16 protein-coding genes are annotated in these 23,707 nt (G+C 35.4%); 13 read left to right on the plus strand and 3 right to left on the minus strand.

What is annotated here, in order from left to right:
• Window positions 1–22 precede the first annotated feature (22 nt).
• From ES676_RS00915 to uvrB, 9 genes are all read left to right on the plus strand, one after another.
• Complete coding sequence (locus tag ES676_RS00915; protein ID WP_148368152.1) at window positions 23–553, plus strand: IS1096 element passenger TnpR family protein; 531 nt, start codon at window positions 23–25, stop codon at window positions 551–553.
• A 221-nt stretch (window positions 554–774) separates the two neighbouring features.
• Window positions 775–1,677, plus strand: a complete 903-nt coding sequence (locus ES676_RS00920) for an ABC transporter ATP-binding protein (protein WP_148368153.1) — start codon at window positions 775–777, stop codon at window positions 1,675–1,677.
• A 43-nt stretch (window positions 1,678–1,720) separates the two neighbouring features.
• The gene (locus ES676_RS00925; RefSeq protein ID WP_148368154.1) at window positions 1,721–2,554 is read left to right on the plus strand and encodes an ABC transporter permease; all 834 of its coding nucleotides are present in this window, start codon (window positions 1,721–1,723) and stop codon (window positions 2,552–2,554) included.
• A 108-nt stretch (window positions 2,555–2,662) separates the two neighbouring features.
• Complete coding sequence (locus ES676_RS00930) at window positions 2,663–6,004, plus strand: T9SS type B sorting domain-containing protein (protein ID WP_148368155.1); 3,342 nt, start codon at window positions 2,663–2,665, stop codon at window positions 6,002–6,004.
• A 1-nt stretch (window position 6,005) separates the two neighbouring features.
• The gene (locus ES676_RS00935) at window positions 6,006–8,399 is read left to right on the plus strand and encodes a T9SS type B sorting domain-containing protein (protein WP_148368156.1); all 2,394 of its coding nucleotides are present in this window, start codon (window positions 6,006–6,008) and stop codon (window positions 8,397–8,399) included.
• 46 nt (window positions 8,400–8,445) lie between these two features.
• Window positions 8,446–10,281: a T9SS type B sorting domain-containing protein gene (locus ES676_RS00940; RefSeq protein ID WP_148368157.1), complete on the plus strand. Its 1,836-nt coding sequence runs from the start codon at window positions 8,446–8,448 to the stop codon at window positions 10,279–10,281.
• Between the two features lie 116 nt (window positions 10,282–10,397).
• Window positions 10,398–15,209 carry a T9SS type B sorting domain-containing protein gene (locus ES676_RS00945; RefSeq protein ID WP_148368158.1) on the plus strand — a complete coding sequence of 1,604 codons (4,812 nt, stop codon included), beginning with the start codon at window positions 10,398–10,400 and terminating at the stop codon, window positions 15,207–15,209.
• A gap of 282 nt (window positions 15,210–15,491) precedes the next feature.
• A complete protein-coding gene (locus ES676_RS00950) occupies window positions 15,492–16,010 on the plus strand; it encodes a hypothetical protein (RefSeq protein WP_148368159.1) in 519 nt (172 codons plus the stop codon).
• Between the two features lie 41 nt (window positions 16,011–16,051).
• A complete protein-coding gene (uvrB, locus tag ES676_RS00955) occupies window positions 16,052–18,055 on the plus strand; it encodes an excinuclease ABC subunit UvrB (protein ID WP_148368160.1) in 2,004 nt (667 codons plus the stop codon).
• Here the strand turns inward: uvrB and ES676_RS00960 are convergent.
• Window positions 18,052–18,447 carry a TerB family tellurite resistance protein gene (locus ES676_RS00960; RefSeq protein WP_148368161.1) on the minus strand — a complete coding sequence of 132 codons (396 nt, stop codon included), beginning with the start codon at window positions 18,445–18,447 and terminating at the stop codon, window positions 18,052–18,054. The two genes, uvrB and ES676_RS00960, sit on opposite strands and share 4 nt — an antisense overlap.
• 171 nt (window positions 18,448–18,618) lie before the next feature.
• Between ES676_RS00960 and ES676_RS00965 the strand changes: the two genes are divergently transcribed.
• Window positions 18,619–18,933, plus strand: a complete 315-nt coding sequence (locus ES676_RS00965) for a DUF1456 family protein (RefSeq protein ID WP_148368162.1) — start codon at window positions 18,619–18,621, stop codon at window positions 18,931–18,933.
• 52 nt (window positions 18,934–18,985) lie between these two features.
• Here the strand turns inward: ES676_RS00965 and sucC are convergent, their stop codons facing one another.
• Together sucC and ES676_RS00975 are read right to left on the minus strand one after the other, a co-directional pair.
• A complete protein-coding gene (gene sucC, locus ES676_RS00970; RefSeq protein WP_148368163.1) occupies window positions 18,986–20,179 on the minus strand; it encodes an ADP-forming succinate--CoA ligase subunit beta in 1,194 nt (397 codons plus the stop codon).
• A gap of 255 nt (window positions 20,180–20,434) precedes the next feature.
• Window positions 20,435–20,944 carry a VOC family protein gene (locus ES676_RS00975; protein ID WP_148368164.1) on the minus strand — a complete coding sequence of 170 codons (510 nt, stop codon included), beginning with the start codon at window positions 20,942–20,944 and terminating at the stop codon, window positions 20,435–20,437.
• Between the two features lie 156 nt (window positions 20,945–21,100).
• On the opposite strand from ES676_RS00975, the gene ES676_RS00980 reads away from it, so the two are divergent.
• From ES676_RS00980 to ES676_RS00990, 3 genes are all read left to right on the plus strand, one after another.
• Window positions 21,101–21,376: a winged helix-turn-helix transcriptional regulator gene (locus ES676_RS00980; RefSeq protein ID WP_394348785.1), complete on the plus strand. Its 276-nt coding sequence runs from the start codon at window positions 21,101–21,103 to the stop codon at window positions 21,374–21,376.
• Between the two features lie 141 nt (window positions 21,377–21,517).
• Window positions 21,518–23,038: a PAS domain-containing sensor histidine kinase gene (locus ES676_RS00985; protein ID WP_148368166.1), complete on the plus strand. Its 1,521-nt coding sequence runs from the start codon at window positions 21,518–21,520 to the stop codon at window positions 23,036–23,038.
• Window positions 23,025–23,429, plus strand: a complete 405-nt coding sequence (locus ES676_RS00990) for a response regulator (protein ID WP_148368167.1) — start codon at window positions 23,025–23,027, stop codon at window positions 23,427–23,429. Before ES676_RS00985 ends, ES676_RS00990 begins: the two co-directional genes overlap by 14 nt.
• The last annotated feature ends 278 nt before the right edge of the window (window positions 23,430–23,707 follow it).

Consider the following 23,707-nt stretch of genomic DNA (forward strand, 5'->3'; position numbering starts at 1 on the left):
CTTTGCACCTTAATTAAAGATTATGATTTATAGATTTAGAGTCATCTTAGATAACGATACGAAAGAGGATATTTTTCGCGATTTAGAAATACGTGAAACAGACACTTTAGAAGATTTACACAATATTATTACACAATCGTTTGGATTTGATGGTACAGAAATGGCGTCCTTTTACTTAAGTGATGAGCAATGGAACCAAGGTGAAGAAATATCGCTTTTTGATATGAGTGAGGGTGGCAGTGACGTCCGATTAATGAATGAAACCAACCTTTCGGATACTATACACGAAGAACAAACAAAATTAATTTATGTGTACGACTTTTTTAGTTTGTGGACGTTTTTTGTGGAGTTAGCTGAAATTGCTGAAGAAACTGAAGGTGTAGATTACCCTAATTTAATGTTCGTTAAAGGGCAAGTACCAGATGAAGCACCTGATAAAGTGTTTGAAGCTGAAAACTTAGATGAAGATGAAGACGATGTTTTCGATGAATTTGACGACGATTTCGATGTTAATGATTACGATAATCTAAATTTCGACGAAAACTGGAATTAGTCTAACACATTACACTATATTTAAAGTCTTTAAAAGACTGAAAAGCTAAAATAAAGGAGCACATTGTTTTTTTTATTTTAGCTTTTTTTATGGCCAATTGTTAGCAATAAAAAGTCTAGAAAGAGTACTTTATAAAAATATAAAATCTATTTTATTAGAAAACGATGTAACAAAAGGCTTATAGTATCGTCTTATTTTTAACGCACCAAAAACCAATTATCTTGAGCACTATTCTTACCATTAATAATCTAACTAAAAAATACGGACTACTTACCGCCGTAAAGAACTTATCGTTTACCATTGAAAAAGGTAATGTCTATGGCATTTTAGGACCTAACGGAAGCGGGAAATCGACCACCTTAGGTATTGCTTTAAATGTAGTCAATAAAACCAGTGGGGATTTTAAATGGTTCGACGGTAAAGTTACCACGCATAACGCTCTTAAGAAAGTAGGTGCTATTATAGAAAGGCCAAATTTTTACCCGTACATGACGGCATACAAGAATCTAGAACTGGTTTGTAAGATAAAAGGTATCGATACTTCTAAAATTTTAGAAAAGTTAGAGTTAGTCGATTTAATAGAACGAAAAGACAGTAAGTTTCAAACCTTCTCTCTGGGAATGAAACAACGTTTAGCCATAGCATCTGCGCTTCTTAACGATCCCGAAATTTTAATTTTAGACGAGCCCACAAATGGCTTAGATCCGCAAGGCATTCATAAAATAAGAGCCTTAATACAGCAAATTGCAAGTAACGGCACCACTATTCTATTAGCGTCTCATTTGTTAGATGAAGTCGAAAAAGTATGCACACACGTTGTCGTACTTAGAAAAGGTGAAAAATTATATTCTGGACGTGTAGACGAAATGATTTCTAGCCACGGTTTTTTCGAACTTAAGAGCGAAGACAGCGCTAAGCTTATCACATTTTTAGAAGCCCACCCTTCTATTAACAAAACAGTAAAGAAAGACGATATGGTTACTGCCTTTTTAAAAGAACCTCTGTCTGCTTCAGAATTTAATAAGCAGCTTTTTAATTCTGGTATCTTCCTCTCGCATTTGATTATGAGAAAAGAAAGTTTAGAAGAACAATTCTTAAAACTAACCGACAACCCTTCCGCTTAAAACTAAAAAACCTTCTGAACAGGCTTCAGTAAAACTCTCATATATGTTACGACTTTTAAATATAGAATTTATAAAATTATGGAATAATAGAGCGAGCAAAGTACTTATCCTTGCCTATTTTATTCTTTTATCATGTATTGCGCTTATCTCAGCTATAAAATTTGATTTCGGCTTTTTTAGATTTCATTTAGCAGAACAAGGCATTTTCAATTTTCCGTTTATCTGGCATTTTAACACCTATGTTGCTGCGGCCTTAAAATTCTTTTTAGCCATAGTTATTGTAAGTATGATGGCCAACGAATACAGCAATAAAACTATAAAACAGAACTTAATAGACGGTTTAAGTAAAAAGGAGTTTATTCTTTCAAAATTTTTAACTGTTGCCGCTTTTGCGCTTATTTCTACAATTTTCGTCTTTATTATCTCTTTAATTTTGGGTTATATTTTTTCTAGCTTTACAGAAGCCAGTATTGTATTTAGCGATTTAGATTATTTATTCGCCTTTTTTATTAAGCTATTAGGCTTCTTTTCTTTCTGTTTGTTCTTGGGGATTTTAATAAAACGTTCTGCGTTCGCTTTAGGCTTTTTGTTTGTGTGGTATATGGTAGAAGGTCTAGCAAGAATCGTTTTAAACTTATGGGATAAAACTACAGAATACGCCGATACTATTACGCAATTCTTCCCCTTACAATCCATGTCTAATTTAATTAAACAGCCCTTTTCAAGATTAGGAGCGGTTAAAGAAATGGCTAATCAAGTTGGAGAGCAATTCGATTTCGACTATGCCGTACATTGGTACGATATCGTTATTGTACTATTTTGGACCACCTTCTTTATTGTGTTTTCTTATAAACTATTGCAAAAAAGAGATTTATAATACTGTTAATTGGCAAGCATCTTAAATAACTGCCCCTTTTTAATAATAGTACAGTTAATGTTTTATTTTTAAAATGATACCTTTGATAGGTATTGTTATATTATAAAAATGAAAAGAAATTTTTTACTATTATTTTTGTTGAGTTTTGTATTTACTTACGGACAAAACGAAGCGTCTAACTGGTATTTTGGAGATAATGCTGGAATAAATTTTGATATAAACACAAGTACCATTACCGCTTTAAGTGATGGGCAGTTAGCGACCGTTGAAGGCTGTACAACCATATCTAATGGTAATGGCGATTTAGTTTTATACACAGATGGAACAACGGTTTACAACGCCGCTCACAACACAATGACGAACGGCATAGGTCTTTTTGGGGATGCTTCAAGTTCGCAGTCGGCGATTATTGTACCTAAACCAGGTGATCCTGATATTTACTATATTTTTACGGTGGGCTCTAACCAAAATCTTACAGGTTTAAATTATTCTGTTGTTGATATGACCGCCGACAATGGCAATGGTGCAGTCACTGATAAAAACATAAACTTATTAGCTGCCTGTTCCGAAAAAATTTCAGCAGTTTTAAAAGATTGTGTTACCGGAAATATTTGGGTTATCGCCTTCTCTAGCAGTAGCGGGTATAACACAACGGGAATGAATACCTTTCACGCTTACGAAGTCTCCAATACAGGCGTAAATAGTACAGCGATTACCTCTAGTTTGAACGTTAACGTAAATGATGCGCGTGGCAGTTTAAAGTTCTCGCCAGACGGCAACCGATTAGCTTGCGCAAATGTTAAAGACGGTTTATTTATTGCTGATTTTGATAAACAATCGGGACTTGTCTCTAACCGTCAGAACCTTCAAATAAATACTCAAAATAGTAACAAACCGTATGGTGTAGAATTTTCCCCAAATAGTCAATTACTGTACGTAACCTCTTCTAACGATTTTTTTCAAAGTCCATCGGAAAACAACATTCCCAGTAATCACAAATCATCTCTTATTCAATACAATTTAGCAATTAATAATATTTCTGCAAGCCAAGTCGTTCTTGACGATCGCACACTGTATCGCGGTGGTTTACAATTAGGTCCAGATGGAAAAATTTATCGTGCTTTAAGCTCTACCTACGACGTCGGGCTTCCTTTTTTAGGCGTCATAGACGCGCCAAACATTTTAGGAGTAGATAGTAATTACTTACACAATGCCGTAAGTTTAAATGGTAGAAATGCCCGCCAAGGTTTACCTCCATTTATCACCTCTTTTTTTAGTCAGACTATCGATATTATTCAAAATAATGTTAATACTGTAAGTCTACCATTATGCGATGGAGACACTTACATATTAACAGCCGACAATGTGCCAGGTGCAACGTACAGCTGGACTAAAGATGGTAATGCCATTCCGCCAACAAACCCCGCTACACCTTACGAATTAGAGATTACCGACAACGGCACCTACGAAGTGGTTATCGACTTACAAAACGGAAACTGTAATACGTTGGAAGGTCTTGCAATTGTAACTTACTACGGTATTCCCACTGCTAATCCACCCAACACCATTTCAATTTGTGATGTCGATAATGATAATTCTGAAGCTTTCAATTTAACCCTTTTAAATCCGGAGATTCTATTAACACAAGATCCAACAGCCTTCAGTGTAAAATATTTTAACACGCAAATTGATGCTGATGCCAATGAGAATGAACTTCTAGGTGACTACACCGTAATAACACCAATTGAAACTTTAGTCGCTCGAGTAGAAAATAATGAAAACCCTAAGTGTTACCAAACGACAGCGGTTACTATAACAATGACAACTACCCCAACGCTCTCAAGTTTAGTCGATTTTAATAATTGTGATACCGATGCTAACCCTACAGACGGCTTTTCTGAAACCGACCTAAGTAATTTTAATGCTACTATTTTAAGCGATCAAAATACTTCCGATTATACAGTGTCTTACCACAGCTCACAAACAGATGCCGTCAACAATACAAACGCATTAGCTAATAATTACACAAACCAAACAGCATTTACAGAAACTATTTTTGTTCGAGTTGAAAATATAAATAATATAGTGTGCTTTGTAACGGGTTCATTTGTGCTGAATATAAACCCAATTCCCGATGTTGTAGCGAGTAGCTTATTTCAGTGTGATGAAGATGGCATAAACGATGGAATTACCACTTTTAATTTAACTGAAGCGGATAATACAATTCTAAACAACCAAACAGACACTATTGCAGTTTCGTATTTTTTAACCAGCGATAATGCGCAAAACAATGCAAATCCTTTAAGTGCTGATGCCTATAATAATATTGAAAATCCGCAAACACTTTTTGTGCGCGCATCAAACACAGAAACAGACTGTGTTAATTTCACTACCTTAACAATTGAAGTTAGTACGACACAAATTAGTGATTATGTTGCCGACCCAGTGTGCGACACTTTAGATTCGGAAGACGGTATCCACATATTCGACCTCAGCACGTTTACAGATGCTATTCTAACTGGACTACCTCAAGATTTAACTATAAATTATTACGAAAGTTATACGGATGCTTTATTAGAAGTTAATCCTATTATTGAAACGGGCGCCTCAAATTCTAGTTACGAAAACACCGTACCCTACTCACAAACCATTTATGTACGCGTAGAAAATGATAATGCATGTTATGGAATTAGTGACGTGTTATTAACTATAACCCCATTACCACAATTAGCGAACAATGAATCGTTATTGTATTGTCTTAACGATTTCCCTGAAACAGTAACCATAAATGGCGGCGTTATAAATGCCAACCCAAATAACTTTTTATATGAATGGTCTACAGGCGAAACCACTCAAAACATTGATATAAATGAAATAGGAACCTACACGGTAACCGTTACTAACCCGAACACAAACTGCTCGAAAACACGAACAATTGAAATAGAACCCTCAAACATTGCAACTATAAATGCCGTAGAGATTACAGATAATAGTATTCGTAATAATACAGTAACCGTGCTCACTTCTGGTGAAGGCGATTATGTTTACGCGCTAGTTAATGAAGCGGGAGAAACGACTTCTTTCCAAGAAAGTAATACCTTTACACAAGTGTCTCCAGGCATTTATTCGGTAATCGTTACAGATGTAAAAAATAATTGTGGTAGTATTGATCAAACTATTTCGGTCGTTGGTTTCCCGCTTTATTTTACACCTAATGGCGATGGTGTAAATGATACGTGGCAAGTCTATGGTATTAACTCACAATTTCAATCAAGATCTGATATAAAAATATTCGATCGTTTCGGGAAATTTATTACTCAAATAAAACCGTCAAGCCGGGGTTGGGATGGTACTTATAATGGCAAACCGATGCCGACAAGTGATTATTGGTTTTTTATCACTTTAGAAGACGGTCGTAGTTACAAGAGTCATTTTACATTAAAAAGATAATATGAAACACTTTATTTACAGCTTTTTTTTAGCTCTTATTTTGAGTCTAACCAGTGCAAATCTTAGCGCTCAAAATGAAAGTGCTTTTTGGTTTTTCGGTCAAGGTGCAGGCTTGAATTTTAATACGGGATATCCCGTTCCTGAGTTAAATGGAGAATTAAACACCGAGGAAGGCTGTGCTACCATATCTTCAAAATTGGGCGAATTATTATTTTATACCGATGGTGTTACTGTTTGGAATAAGAATCATCAAGTAATGAATAATGGAACGGGATTAACCGGAGATGCCTCTAGTACGCAATCGGCTATTATTATTCCAAAACCAAATAGCGCTTCTATTTATTATATTTTCACCGTAGATGGGCGAGCAGGATCGGATGGCTTGCGTTTTTCGGAAGTTGATATGACGCTTGATAACGACTTAGGCGCTATAACCTCTACTAAAAATGTAATGTTAATTAGCTCGTCTACAGAAAAAATAACAGCCGTTGAAAGTGCCGATGGCGAAAGCGTTTGGGTAATTGGTCATAAATGGAACAGTAATGAATTTGTGTCCTATTTAGTAGGTGCTACTGGCGTAAATACAACACCAATAATTAGTGCGATAGGGTCTTTCCATCAAGGTGTTTTAAACAATAGTATTGGCTATTTAAAGGCGTCTCCCAATAAAGAAAAAATAGCTTCTGTAAAATCTTATACTAATGGTATTGTAGAAATTTTCGACTTTAATCCAACCACTGGAGTCTTAACAAATCCTTTAATTATTGATAATTTCACCTCTGACGATTTAGGGCCTTACGGTTGCGAATTTTCTCCAGATAGTAGAATACTGTATGTCACCGAAATTATAAGAGATGGTGATAATTTCTCGAAGATCCACCAATATGATCTTACCGCAGGCAGTGCACTACAAATCATTGATTCTGATACAATTATTATTGAAGAAGAGGGGCTTTTAGGCGCTGTACAACAAGCCATAGACGGAAAAATATATGTTGCCAAATCAGGTTCTAATAGTATTGGCGTTATTAATTCACCGAATATTTTGGGCTTAGAGTGTAATTATAGTCCTGAAAGCGTTAATCTAGGACAAAACAACATTTCGTCTTTAGGATTACCGCCTTTTATTCAATCCTATTTCTTTGCAACCAATGTATTTAATAACACTTGTTTTGGAGATACCACACAATTTAGTATCGATACGGCATCTACTATTACTAGTATTTCTTGGGATTTCGGCGACCCAGCTTCAGGCGTAAATAATTTCTCAAACAGTATGAATCCTAGCCACGTTTTTACCGCTCCAGGTAATTACAACGTTACTATTACTTTTGAAGTTGAAGGTGAAACACAAATTTTATACCGGATGTTAAGCATTGATAACGAACCTCCCGTTTTAGACTTACCGCCTTTAGTAATTTGTAATCCTGACGATTCTAGCACTACGAGTTTTAATTTAATTAATGCTATTCCTACAAGTATTCAGAATAATCCTGATCTCAATTTTAGTTTTTTCACCACCGAAAACGATGCGATAACGACTACGAATCCTATCTTAAATCCTTTAACGTTTACAACGACTAGTAATACTACTATTTTTGTAAAATTAGATACGGCGAACGGAAACGGATGTTATAGCATTAATGAACTCGACATTCTACTTTTAGACCGTCCCGATATTGAAGAGTTTGAAGCAGTATTCTTTTGCGATAACGGCAATACCTCTGTTATTTTGGATGTTGGAAATTTACCGCTGCCAATGAGTAATTATTCTTTTATATGGTCTGTTGCGGGAGAAACAAGCTCACAAATCACTGTCGATATGGCCGGAACTTATACTGTAACAATTACCCAAAACGCGTCCATAACCACTGAAAATCCTGACGGGTGCTCGGCAATAAGAACCGTTGTTGTAAGCGCTTCTAGCTTAGCCACAATAAATGCCGTAGAAACGACAGGAACTAATGCCCTTATTATTATATCGGGATTGGGTGATTATGAATTTTCTTTAGACAACCCCAATGGGGGCTATCAAAACTCTAATTATTTTTCGAACATAAGTCCTGGAATTCATACGGTTTACGTTCGCGATAAAAATAATTGTGGTCGCGCAGAAATTTCGTTTTCCATTATAGATTTCCCGCCTTACTTTACACCTAATGGAGATGGCGTTAACGATTTCTGGCAAGTCTATGGTGTTTCTGCTACCGAAGAGCCCAATACCGTTATTCATATTTTTAACCGTTTCGGGAAATTTATTACCGAAATAAAACCGTCAAGTCGCGGTTGGGATGGTACTTACAACGGGAAACCGATGCCAACAAGTGATTATTGGTTTTTTGTAACTTTAGAAGACGGACGCCGTTTTAAAAATCATTTCACTTTGAAACGTTAACAATACAGAAAAATAAATTGTACTTTTAGGGAAGACTTTTACCAAAATGTTACGAACCGTTTGCTTCTTTATACTGTTATTAGGCGTTAATAATGAAATGTTTAGCCAAGACATCTCGTTATTTCAGCAATTTAACGGGCGTTACGATTACACAGCTATTGGCAACACTTTAAATCCTGCCGAAAATAATATTGTACAAGATTTCTGCGAGATACTTCCGGCCTCCCAAGCCGATTTATACCTGGACACCAACTGCTCTATTATTGCGGCTTATTTATATTGGGCAGGTTCTGGAACTGGTGATTTAGAGGTGAGTTTTAACGGCTCCTCAATCACCGCCGACAACGCGTATATTACAGACTATTTAGATTCTAATTACGGTACTCTTAATTATTTTTCCTGTATGGCCGATGTTACCGATCAAATTCTGGCTGCTGGAAATACGTCGTACACGTTTTCAGATTTAGACATTGCCAATTCCCTAGCCAGCAATCCTGGCTATTGCGAAAACCGGACTAATTTTGCTGGTTGGAGTCTCTATGTCGTTTATGAGAACCCCGCACTACCTTTAAATCAAATTAATTTATTTCAAGGTCTCGAAATTATAAATCGGAATGTACAGGAAAAAGTAATTCTCTTAGAAAACGTAAACGTTTTAGATAATGAAAATGCAAAAATAGGATTCCTAGCTTGGGAAGGCGATAATGCGTTAAATTATGGCGAAAGCTTATCTATTAATGGCAATATTATTGCTAATCCGCCGTTAAACGCTGCCGATAATGCTTTTAATGGCACCAATTCCTTTACCAATTCAAACACCTTTTATAATGGCGATTTAGATGTCTATAACATTGAAAATAATATAGCTATTGGCGATACCTCGGTTTCCATAAAACTAACGACTGGCGGATTAGACGCTAATGGTTTTTTTCAAGCGGATTTAATTCTACTAAATAACATTATTACCGTTTTAAATAGTCAGTTGCCAGATGCCACAATTACTATTGATGCCTATTATATAAACTGTGGAAACCGCACTCTAGAAATTGACTACACCGTTTACAACCTAAATAGCACTGATATTTTACCAACAAACACGCCCATTGCTTTTTATGCGAATAATACACTTATTGACACTTCATCGACACTAAATACCATCGCGATTGGTGCTTCGGAAACGCATAGTATTAACATTCAAATTCCCAGTACTATTCCAGACAACTTTACCTTAACAATTGTGGTAGACGATAACGGAAGCAGTACTGGAAACGTTGTCGAAATCATTGAAATCAATAACACAACAACTCAGGAGATAACTCTTATTCCGTTACCTGAAATAAAACCCCTTCAGCCCTTAATGGCGTGTGATATTTCAAACAATACCGCTGTGTTCGATATTACAGCCATTCAAAATCAAATTAATGAGTCGTATTTCAATTTTTATTATTTCACTTCTATTGAAGATTTACAGGCTCACACCAACGTGATCACTTTACCAAATTACTATCAGTCGTTAACAACACCACAAACCCTTTATTTGAAAGCGGAAACTGAAACCTGTTTCGATATCTATACTTTCAACGTACTCACAGAAAACTGTCCGCCATTTATACCTGAAGGCTTTTCGCCAAACAATGATGGTATTAACGATCATTTTAATATTGCAGGCCTTTACACCATTTTCGAAAAACACGAACTTTTGATTTATAACCGCTGGGGGACGTTAATTTTTATAGGAAACAATGACTTAAAATGGTATGGAATTTCCAATCGAGGTTTCAATAAAGGATACCTCGTACCTACGGGAACTTACTTTTACGTCTTACATTTAAATGATGCCAACTATAAATCTATGACGGGTTGGGTCTACTTAAACTACTAATTATAATGTATTTCATCTAATTTATTGGTAATTAAACTATAAAACGGTAAATTCGCACCGTTAGTCGGTTAATATTTAATCGATTTAATACTAACTTAACACAATGCCCCTTACTTATGTTAAGAAAACTTACTTACTTCACCAGTCTTTTTATTTGTTTTATAACGCATCTAAATGCCCAACAGATAGCCGTAGATAATTCTTTATCTGCGCAACAACTTATTGAAACTAATTTAGCAGAAGGCTGCGTGCAAATTTCGAATGTAACCTCCTCTGTAAATGGTAGTATAAACGGTTTTGCTAGTTTTGGTTATTTTGAACAAGAAGCCTCAAATTTCCCCTTCCAAAACGGTATTGTTTTATCCACTGGAAATGTAAGCTCGGCTGGTGGTGTTAGTAATACTAGCCCTTTAAATGAAGGTGAATCTGATTGGTTAACAGATCCCGATTTGGAAACGGCCTTAGGCATTTCGAATACATTAAATGCAACTTCCATAGAATTCGATTTTATCTCTGCTTCAAGTGCCATTCAGTTTAATTATATTTTGGCTTCCGAAGAATATTTCAGAGAATATCCGTGTATGTATTCTGATGGTTTTGCTTTTTTAATTAAAGAAGTAGGCACCACTAGCCCGTATCAAAACATCGCAGTAATACCTGGTACAAGTACTCCTGTTAACACCAATACCATTCACGATGACATTGTAGGATTTTGCCCTGCGGAGAATGAACAGTATTTTGAAGGTTATAATATTGGTGATACTAATTTTAATGGCCGTACAACGGTACTGTCGGCAACCGCAAACATTACACCAAATACACAGTACCACATTAAGCTTGTTATTGCCGACCAAAACGATAGAAATTTTGATTCGGCAGTCTTTATAGAAGGCAATAGTTTTACAGATAGTATCGATTTAGGTGCTGATATTTTAAGCTGCAGTGCTTCAGCCATTTTAAATGCGGAAACTAATAATCCGCAAGCGGTGTATTCGTGGTATGAGGACGGTGTACTTTTATCCAATGAAACGACTAGTACTTTAGCGGTAAATACCTCAGCCAGCTATATGGTAGAAATCACGGTTCCATTTAGTAACGCAACCTGTAATTTTAACGATACAATTCAAGTGACTTTAAACACGGTGCAAGCGGGCCCAGAAATTAGTGATTTTGAATTGTGTGACGACAACAGTAATGATGGCTCAGAAGTCTTCGAGTTAACCACTAAAGACAACGAGATGCTTGCGGGTTTACCGAATGCTAATTATACGATTTCGTATCATAATTCGCTTCAAGACGCCGAAAGCGGCAGTAATTCTGTGAGTACTATAACAAATGCAACAAACCCAGAAACGGTATTTATTAGAGCGGTCGACACCTCTAGCGGATGTGTTTATATTTCTACAGTAAATCTTATCGTAAATAGCTTGCCAATTATAACAGAACCGGACAATTTGGATGTCTGTAATAACGGTAGCGGAGACGTTTATCTAACCGATAATGACACGACAATTACAAATAACAATGCGCAATTAAGTGTTACATACCATTATACCCAAAACGATGCCACCACGGGAAGCAATGCTATTGCTTCGCCCTACACACCACAAAATACTACCGAAACATTATTTATTCGTGTAGTGAATGTAAACTCTGGTTGTACCGCATTTACAACTATAACTTTAGAACTGCTAGAGAGCCCAAGTGTAAATAACGGCACCCAACAAATTAGCGCTTGCGAACTTGATGATGATGGTTTTGAGTCCTTCGATTTAACGTCTGTTTTAGAGGCCATTATTACCGATACCACAAACACAATAATAACGTATCACATTACTATTGAAGATGCTAATAGCGGTGAAAACCCCATAGTTAATCCGTCGGATTTCACTAATACCATACCAAACGTTCAAACCGTTTACGTTAGAATTCAAAACGATTCTAACTCTTGTTACGAAATTGTGGCTATAGAATTACATACCAATATTTTAGAAACGGGTACGAATATTCGAGATTTCAGCACGTGTGATGAAGCTCCCGATGATGGGGCTGCTCCTTTTGATTTAGTGTCAATTACAGATGTTATTGCCAACGGACTCCCAGATATTACCATTACTTTTTACGAAACTCAAGAGGATTTAGATAACAACACAAATCCTATAGATAGCTCAGTGTCTTACACGGTACTGACTTCTCAAACGTTATTTATCGCTATCGAAAACCCAGATTGTTTTCACTATGCAAACATTGAGCTTTTTGTAAATCCGTCGGTACACATAATAAACACAGACACATTAACCTTTTGCGATACAGATAACGATGCGCTAACAGCAATAGATTTAGATAGTTTTAACGGCATTCTTAGCGAAGGGATTGCAATGCCATCCGTACGTTATTTTAATTCTGAAACAGATGCCGAAACAGATGTAAATGCTTTACCATCAATTTTTAATAACACGCAGAACCCAACGCAATTGTTTGTTCGTGTTACCAATGACACAACAGGTTGCTACGCTATACAACCTGTAACTATTAACGTGCTTCCGGCACCAGCTACTAATGCTATTTCGGATATTATTATTTGTGATGACGATCAAGACGGGCTTTCGACGGTTAATTTAGAAAATTTAAACACTTCTATTTCCACGGATGATGACATAGAAATAAGTTATTTCCCTACAATAAACGATGCGAATAGTAGCGAGAACGAAATTACAAACACGCTAAACTACCAAGCGCAAACAACGACTATTTATGCAAAAGTAAGTTACACTGCGACAGGATGTTTTGCACTAGTTCCGATTACTTTTATTGTAAATACGTTACCAGAATTTATTCCTATTACTAATTTTAGACAGTGTGAAAGTGATGGTAACCAAATTGCAGATTTTTTGTTCTCTGAAAAAGACAACGAAATTTTAAACGGACAACAAGGTAAAGAAGTGTTGTATTTTGAAACTGAAAACAACGCCATAAACAACGTTAACCCTATTGATAAAACGGTACTCTATAACAACACGTCGCAAACGCAAACAATATACGTTCGCGTGGAAAACACAACAGATACTTCGTGTTTTGGAGTATCGTCTTTTACTATTGAGGTCGGTTCTATTCCGGTGTATAATGCACCTATAAATGTGTTTTTATGCGACGATATTTCTAACGATGCCGTGGCAGAATTTTCGCTGACCGATATTGCAGCGCAAATCGCTTTAAATTCACCTGAAACTTTAGATATCACTTTTCATTTAACACAAGCAAACGCCGAAAACCAAGAGAACGCTTTACCAGAAAATATCACCAATACTGTAAATCCGCAAGAGCTTTTTGTCAGTATCGATAATAGCACGTATTGCAAAGGCATAGCGTCCTTTACTTTAAATGTTGTACAATCGCCAGAAATAAATCCAGCACCCGATATGCAAGTTTGTGATACAAATAGCGATGGTAGTGTTAGTTTTGATTTAACGGTTGCTGAAGTTGAAGTACTTCAAATACGTCAAGATAATAGTGTCATCACCTATTATGAAAACGCAACAGATTTAGAAAATAATGCGAATCCTATCACCGACCCTACAAATTACAGTAATACGTCAAATCCGCAAACGGTTTATATAGAAGTTACTAATACCGTATCTAATTGTGCAGTGTCAGTGCCTATTGCATTGATAGTTAATCTACCTCCAACTATTGCAACACTTCCGCTTATTGAAGAGTGTGAAAACACCGATAATACTTTCGATTTGAACGCTATGATTCCTGAATTAATAGGTAACCAAGAGAATGTAGCCGTTTCTTTTTATACCTCTCAAGAAGATGCCGATCTAGAAACCAATCCGTTAAGTACATTTTATATATACCCCACAAACTACGAAACCATTTATGTTCGTGCCGAGTTTATTGCAACGCAATGTGTGTCTTTTAACAATTTTAGCTTTAGAGTTAATCCATTACCAATAGCGAGTTTCGTTCCTGATTTAGAAGCTTGTGATGATGATTATGATGCCCTTTTAATATTCGATTTATCGCAACAAACACCTCTAGTTTTAGGGAGTTTAAATACTAACGACTATACCGTATCTTATTTTGAAACAGAAGACAACGCCGAAAGCAATACAAATGCTATTAGTAGTACTTTGTACCCCGCATCACACAATCAATCCATTTATATTCGCTTAGAAAACAATTCGACGCACTGTTTTACTACCACTCGTTTTACCACGATTATTCACCCGAAACCTATTGTCGATATTACCGATCAAGTTATTTGTTTAGATAATTTACCACTTACCGTTACTGCAGAAACGGGGTATTCAACAGATACTTATTTATGGTCTACTGGAGAAATTACTCCTAATATTATTATTGAAAATATTGGTAGCTATTGGGTAACTGTAACGACAGATTTTGGTTGTATTACAACAGCACCTTTTAATGTTCTAGAATCTGAAAGTGCCGAAATAACCTTCACCGAAACGATCGATTTTAGTAACCCAAACAACATTACGGTTAGTATCTCTGGAATAGGAAATTATCTGTATCAATTAGATGAGCAAAACCCTCAAGAGGCTAACGTTTTCACCAACGTCGCTTTAGGACCGCATACCATTACCGTTATCGATTTATACGGTTGCAACTCGACCACAAAAGATGTTGTCATTATTGATGCGCCGCAATTTGTTACCCCAAATGGTGACGGGTATTTTGATACGTGGCACATTACAGGTGTCAGTCAGTTGCCAGGAACAGTAGTCACTATTTTTAATCGTTACGGTAAATTATTAAAAATACTTAAACACAATTCGAGAGGTTGGGATGGTAATTACAACGGTAATGCGATGCCAGCAACCGATTATTGGTATCTCGCAAAAGTGGTAAAAGGCGCTATCTCGTTTGAAGTGAAAGGCCATTTTGCCTTACGCCGATAACATAACGCTTTAACAGATCTTTTTTAATAACTATTAAGGAGTTACTTATCTTTGTATACTAATTGCTAAAGATGAAAAAGCTCCTTATTATAATTCCTGACAGTATTAACCACTTCGGTAAAATCTCAGACTATTACAGCTAATAAACCAATAGACACCCAGCAACACTGTATTAAAAACGTACTATTTGTAAACAATTACTTTACAAATGTTAAAGTAACCAATACTGCAGTCCGAAATTTTAATGGCACGTACAGAAGCTTAGGTCATTTAGAGGATACGATGCCTTCCTTTTTGTTTAAAAACAGAAGTGCTTTAAACACGGGTAAACTTTATAATGTACAAAACCCGATTAAAGCTTTAAGCGATGACACTGCGCCTAGTTGGGGAGGTGAAATTGATTTAGAAAACAACCTACAAGAACCGAAGACCACGGTTATAGATAGAGACTTTAACCAACAAACAATTAAAACACCAACAACCACGGCACCTAACGAAACATATTTTAATAATTGGAGTTATGCAGACGCACAGCATCACCTCTACAGTTCTCCTATTTTTTTAGGACCTGGCAGTTCTGAGTTGAACTCTAATTTCGATTGTGATAAAATGCTTACTACCAGAAATCCTTTAGGAAGCAATACCGAAAGTAATACTAATATAAAAATTCTTATTTTTATACGTTATGGCAAACTTCTTGCACAGCCAAACCTAATTAAAGATTGGCACGGCATATTAGAAGGTTTGTCGCCACCAAACAACAATTATGGACACATTGCAACACCTCCAAATGCGACGTAATATCGCGGATACATTTCACTAGTGAGATAGACTAAAAAATTATGAAATTTAAAATACAATCTGAATTTAGTCCCACGGGCGATCAGCCTTCAGCAATTAAACAACTTGCCGAGGGTCTAAATACAAATGAGAAATACCAAACATTATTAGGCGTTACCGGCTCTGGTAAAACATTTACCGTAGCCAATGTTATTGAAGAGGTGCAAAAACCGACCTTAGTGTTGGCTCATAACAAAACATTAGCAGCCCAATTGTATTCTGAGTTTAAGCAGTTTTTTCCCAATAATGCGGTTGAATATTTTGTGTCGTATTACGACTATTATCAACCAGAAGCTTACATCCCTTCTTCAGGTGTTTACATCGAAAAAGATCTTTCGATAAATGAAGAAATAGAAAAAATGCGTTTAAGCACAACGTCGTCTCTATTATCAGGACGTCGCGATGTTATTGTCATTGCTTCTGTATCGTGTTTATATGGTATAGGAAATCCCGTGGAATTTCAAAAAAACGTGGTCACTTTAGAACGCGATCAAGAGATTTCCCGCACCGAATTATTACACAAATTAGTACAGAGTTTATACTCTAGAACCGAAGCCGATTTTAAACATGGTAACTTTAGAATTAAAGGCGATACCGTAGATGTTTTCCCGAGTTATGCCGATGATGCTTTTCGTATTCACTTTTTTGGAGACGAAATTGAAGAAATTGAACAGTTTAATGTGCAGACCAATGAAGTTATCGACACCTACGACAGACTAACTATTTATCCTGCCAATATGTTTGTAACCTCTCCAGACGTGTTACAAAATGCCATAAAAAGTATTCAAGACGATTTGATGAAACAACACGATTACTTTATTGAGATTGGCAAACATCTTGAAGCGAAACGCTTAAAAGAACGAACCGAATTCGATTTAGAAATGATTCGGGAATTAGGGTATTGCTCTGGTATTGAAAACTATTCACGCTATTTAGATGGTCGTGAACCCGGAACACGCCCCTTCTGTTTATTAGACTATTTCCCAGACGATTTTTTAATGGTGGTCGACGAAAGTCACGTTACCATTTCGCAAGTACACGCCATGTACGGTGGCGACAGAAGTCGTAAAGAAAATTTAGTCGATTACGGATTCCGGTTGCCGGCAGCGATGGATAATAGGCCATTAAAATTTGAAGAGTTTGAAGCGCTTCAAAATCAAGTCATTTATGTGAGTGCGACGCCGGCAGATTACGAGTTACAAAAAACAGACGGTGTGTATGTCGAGCAATTAATAAGACCGACAGGACTTTTAGATCCTATAATAGAAGTCCGCCCCAGTCTGAATCAAATTGATGATTTAATTGAAGAAATTCAGATTCGTGTAGAAAAAGACCAACGTACTTTAATTACAACGTTAACGAAACGTATGGCCGAAGAATTGACTAAATATCTCTCGCGAATTGACATAAGAGTTCGTTATATACACAGTGATGTAGACACTTTAGAGCGTGTAGAAATTATGCAAGATTTACGTAAAGGTATCTTTGATGTGTTAGTTGGTGTAAACTTATTGCGTGAAGGTTTAGATTTACCTGAAGTGTCCTTAGTTGCTATTCTAGATGCCGATAAAGAGGGTTTTTTACGTTCGGCAAGATCATTGACGCAAACCGTAGGAAGAGCCGCCAGACATCTTGAAGGAAAAGCGATTCTGTATGCGGATAAAATAACGAAAAGTATGCAAAAAACGATGGACGAAACGGAATACCGCAGAGCGAAACAAATTGCATATAATACCAAACACAACATACAACCCACAGCACTTAATAAAAGTCTTAATAGTGCGCTTTCTAAAAACTCGGTAAGTACGTATAGCTACCAACTGGAAGCGTTAAAGGCTGCAGAACCAGAAAATGAATACTTATCTAAACCAGAATTGGAAGATAAAATTAGACAAAAAAGGAAAATAATGGAGCAAGCCGCTAAAGCTTTAGATTTTATTATTGCGGCACAATTACGAGATGAAATTAAAGTGTATCAAGGAAAATTAGAGAAACTTAAAGTTTAATTATATTGCACTTTTGCAGCATCTATTAAGACTTCTTTAGGCACTCTTCTATTCGGAAAACTTTCTATAAGATACAATACTTTAGTTACCAATTCGTGACTGAGGCACATTTTTAAGCCGAATGTAAATAGTTTTTCTAATTCTCTTTGGGAATATTCGATAGGTAATAAAGATACCAAATTGTAAAAATGAAGAATTCTATTGTTAAAATTGGTTGTTTCTGTTCTATAGATAGCATTTGTGATAGCATAGTCAAAATCTTCTTGCGACACTTTTAAAAATTGGGCAATATCAAGTATAAACTCAAAGTCTATACTTTCTATAATCTTATCAGACTTTATGAAAGCCATAATATCAGACAGCAAACATATTTTCTCTATTCTATTAGACATATTATCACCTATTTAACAAGTGAGTAAAGTTAGAATAAAACAAAAATATATAATCGTTGAAACAATGTAACTTGTCGAAAAATATGTAGATTTACACCGTATTTTAAATACTTTTTATCGGTTTTACTTATTAAAAAGCTTAAAAACAACTCATTATCAAATAGTTAACCAATGACAAATAACGATATTTTTAAAAAATTAAGAGTTGCTCATCAATTAAGAGACGACGATATTATTAAAATTTTAGAGCTTGTAGACTTTAGGCTTTCTAAAAGTGAGTTAGGCGCTTTTTTTAGACGCGAAGACCACCCAAATTATATGGAATGTGGCGATCAAGTATTAAGAAATTTCTTAAATGGTTTAGTCATTCATCTTCGTGGCCCTATGCCTCCAAAAAACAAAGCAAAAACGTCTACTACAGATAACAAGAAAAGTAAACCGAAGGTAAAACCAGACATTACATCACAAAAAAAGAGCAACCTTTAAAAGTTGCTCTTTTTTTGTGTAACTATTTGTTACACTCTATATTTTTAAAGTACTATGCTAAAACAGCTTGAACCTTATCTGCAGCTTCTTGAAACTCTGTTGCACTCATAACATCTAATCCAGAATTATCAATTAATTCTTTTGCTATATCTGCATTTGTTCCTTGTAAACGTACAATAATTGGCACATTCATAGCGTCTCCCATATTCTTGTAAGCCTCTACAATACCTTGAGCAACACGGTCACAACGTACAATACCTCCAAAAATATTAACTAAGATTGCTTTGACGCCTTTATCTTTTAATATAATTCTAAAAGCAGCTTCTACACGAGCAGCATCAGCAGTTCCACCAACATCTAAAAAGTTTGCTGGCTCACCACCTGCTTGCTTAATTAAATCCATAGTCGCCATTGCTAAACCAGCACCATTTACCATACAACCAACGTTTCCTTCAAGGTCTACATAGTTTAATCCTAGTTCTCCTGCTTCCACCTCGATAGCACTTTCTTCACGTAAATCTCTTAACGCTGCTAAATCTTTATGTCTGTATAATGCATTATCATCTAAAGATACTTTAGCATCTACAGCCATTATTTTGTCATCACTAGTTCTTAAAACGGGATTGATTTCAAATAAAGAAGAATCAGACTCTACATAAGCTTTATATAAAGAAGTAACAAATTTTGTCATTTCTTTAAAAGCCATTCCGCTTAAACCTAAGTTAAAAGCGATACGACGTGCTTGAAAAGCTAAAATACCTGTTGAAGGATCTATTTCTTCAGTAAAAATTAATTCTGGAGTTTCTTCAGCGACTGTTTCAATGTCCATTCCACCTTCAGTAGAATACATAATCATATTACGACCTGTACCACGATTTAATAAAACAGACATGTAATATTCTTTTGGTTCGTTAGCCCCAGGATAATAAACATCTTCAGCAACTAAAACTTGGTGCACACGCTTCCCTTCAGCCGAAGTTTGAGGTGTTACCAAATCCATTCCTATAATTTGTCCTGCTATTTCTTTAACTTGGTCTAAGCTTTTTGCTAACTTAACTCCACCACCTTTTCCGCGTCCTCCTGCGTGAACTTGTGCTTTTATAACGTGCCAGCTTGTTCCTGTATCTTCAGTTAATTTTTTTGCAGCAGCTACAGCTTCGTCTGCATTTTGGGCAACAATACCACGTTGAATACGTACGCCAAAGCTGCTTAATAGTTCTTTCCCTTGATATTCGTGTAAATTCATCTTTTAAGAATAAAAAAATTAGTTTTTCTTCGTTATAATATGGTGAAGAGTTTTAATGTCACAAAAGTAATTAACCTTAAGCTTTTTACCAATATTTTTTAGAGTTGTTTATGCACAGCGTCGCATTTTAAATAAAATGCTCACTTTATATCGCAAATGAAGATGACTATTTCTCAATTTCTATTTTCTACAACTTGAAGCGCTTGCTTTTTATAACCAAATGAGGGTTTCATATAGTCTATAATTCGGCATTTATTATGAGTACGCCCCCGAAGAATAGGTCAACTCGTTACTACGAGTGTAGACTTCGAAAACAATACCAAAAGGACCTTCGACATAACACATTTTATACGGTTTCTCGTTGGGATAATACGACCTTATAGGCATACGTTGTTTACCTCCATAAGAGACAATTTTATCTATTAACGTTTCTATATTTGGATCTTGAATGCAGAAATGAAAAAGACCTGTGTTAAAAGGATTAAATTCTGGAGCCTCTTTTACCCCATTTGGAAACGAGAATAATTCTATACCTATCCCATCGGAAGTTGATAAATGAGCAATTTCAAATCCCTCCCAATCCTCTCCAAAAACATCAATACACATTTGCCCAATGGCAGTATCGCTCTCTTTTTTCACTTTTGAAGGTTCCATAATAACATACCACCCCATAACTTCAGAATAGAAGGAAACGGCTTTTTTAATATCGGGAACGGTAATACCAATATGCGAAAATGATTTTGGATAATTTTTAGTTGTCGTCATAATTATGTTATTAATACTGCAAAACAAAACTATATTTGTCTAAAATACAACAACTTACCTAAAAGCACTATAGTTACCAAAGAGAGTAAATAGAATAATATCAAGTAGTTATACACTAAAATGAATCAAAATAATCCTTGTCCGCTTCACTACACAATGAATTTAATAGGTACAAAATGGAAACCTCTGGTTTTATTCCATTTATTAGAGGGTGCCGCTCGCTCTGGAGTGCTGCAAAAGAGAGTCTCCGGAATTTCTAATAAAATGTTTACGCAAACAGTACGAGAATTAGAAAAAGATGGTCTCATTTATAGAGAGGTTTTTCCTGTTGTTCCTCCAAAAGTAGAATATAAACTGAGTGAGCGCGGACAATCGTTAGAGCTCATTTTGCGACATTTGGACCACTGGGGATTACAAGACTCTGATAATTAATGGTGTAAAAAGCACATTCTTCGCATTTAATTTTATAGATTAGTAGATTAAATATTTTAATTTCACAATACTATATATATCTCTTAATAAAAAACAATAGAATATTATATTCTGATAGCAATAAACGGTCTCCCTTAGCCAATGAAAGATTTTTATAAAAAACTATTGTCCATAGATGATGGTTTAAATACTCCGGATGACACCACAACTTTTTTAAATGCGATTCAAGAGTCCATCACTATAGGCGCTTGGGAAGTAGATTTAGAAACGATGCGTATATATTGGAGTCCGATGACAAAACAGATCCACGAAGTAGACCCCGATTATGTCCCAAAGTTTGATGCCACTCGAGATTTCTACACCTCCTTTAAGGATAGAGATTTATTAGATGATCTCTTTAAAACAGCCGTCAGCACTGGAAAAAAATACGACATAGAATATCAATTAACAACTGCTAAAAATAATTGTAAATGGGTACGCTCTATAGGCTATCCTGTTTTTAAAGAGGGAATTTGTATTAAAGTTATGGGTATATTCCAAGACATAACTGCTAAAGCAAATATCTTTCATGAGACCATTCAAAAAGAAAAAGAAATAAGGACTATATTAACGCATTCTCCTAACGGAATGGCTGTAGTCGGGTTACATGGTGGTTTTTTATCCGTAAATAAAAGCCTTTGCGATTTTTTAGGCTATTCGGAAAAAGAACTTCTAAGTATTGAATGTAAAACAATAACGCATCCTAAAGATTACGATAAAACTGAAACACAGATTTCAAAATTGCTGGATGGGCGTTTTTCTAACTTCCAATTAGAAAAAAGGTATATTCATAAAAGTGGTAAAAAGATTCACGGTCTTTTATCGACCTCGCTTTTAAGAGATGAGAATAATGTGCCGTTATATTTTATTAAAAGCGTTATAAATATTGGCCCAATGAGAAAGGCTAATAAAACGGTAGAGAAATTACTTAAAACCACAGAAGATCAAAATTTAAGACTTTTAAATTTCGCTCATATTGTTTCTCATAATTTACGATCGCACACTGGAAATTTATCAATGCTTTTAGAATTATTACAAGAAGACATCCCCTCAGCAACCAATAATGAGTATTTCCCACTTATTCAGCAGGCCGTAAAGAACTTGGCAGACACCGTAGGGAATTTAAACGAAATTTCGATAGTAAACAGTAAAAAAGACACCGGTTTAGAGTCTTTAAATCTTCTTGACTTTACCAATAAAGCGATAAACAGTTCGATAGCTAAAATTATAGAAACCAACACAGAGATAAATCTTAATATTAATAGTTCTATAATTGTCTTAGCTTTACCTGCTTATTTAGACAGCATTTTATTAAACATAATTACGAATGCTATTAAGTACCGAAGAGAAAATATTGCCCCTAAAATAACCATTTCAGCCAGTATGGAAGGAAAATATATTAAACTAGATATTTCTGATAATGGTTTAGGCATAAATTTAGATTTACATAGACATAAAATGTTTGGTCTGTATAAGACATTTCATAAACATAAAGATTCTAGAGGCTTAGGTTTATTTATTACAAAAAACCAAATTGACGCCATTGGAGGAAAAATTGACGTTATAAGCGAAGTTAATAAGGGCTCAACATTCACTGTATATTTTAAATATGAAAACAATTAATTTAATTTGTATCATAGACGACGATCCAATATTTATTTTTACCGCAAAAAAAGTATTGAGGTTATCTGATTTTGGTGGGGACTTTTTAGTCTTTAACAATGGTGAAGATGCTTTCAATCATCTTAAACCACTTTATATAGACGATACGGAAGTGCCGGATCTCATCTTTTTAGATCTTAATATGCCTATAATGGACGGTTGGCAATTTCTAGATGAATTTATAAAACTAAAATTAAGTAAAGTGGTAACCTTATATATTGTAAGTTCTTCAATAGATCCGGTAGATATCGAAAAAGCTAAAGAATATGAAAAGATTAGTGGTTTTATTATAAAACCTATTGATAAAGCGTCATTGAGAAAAATAACTAAAAAATTTATATTGAAAAAATAAATCTCAACTATTTATTAATTGCCAAAAAATGTAAGTCCGTTTTGGTACTTGTTTGGCTCTTCGCAATAAAACAGACTCCCCAATTACCCTATAAACATGTCTTAAATCTATGTTTTTGGTTCACACATTCTTCATTTAAACTCTTTATTCACCACCTCTCTAGTTTAAGGAACGATAGCTGAGACTGATCTTACAGTGAAGAGTTCTCACTCTAAAACCGCGTGCTAGTATAACCAAATATTAATAGTACACATTAGTTTACCATGTAGAGCTATTAC

The sequence above is a fragment of the Bizionia saleffrena genome (assembly GCF_008086175.1).
GTDB lineage: Bacteria > Bacteroidota > Bacteroidia > Flavobacteriales > Flavobacteriaceae > Bizionia > Bizionia saleffrena.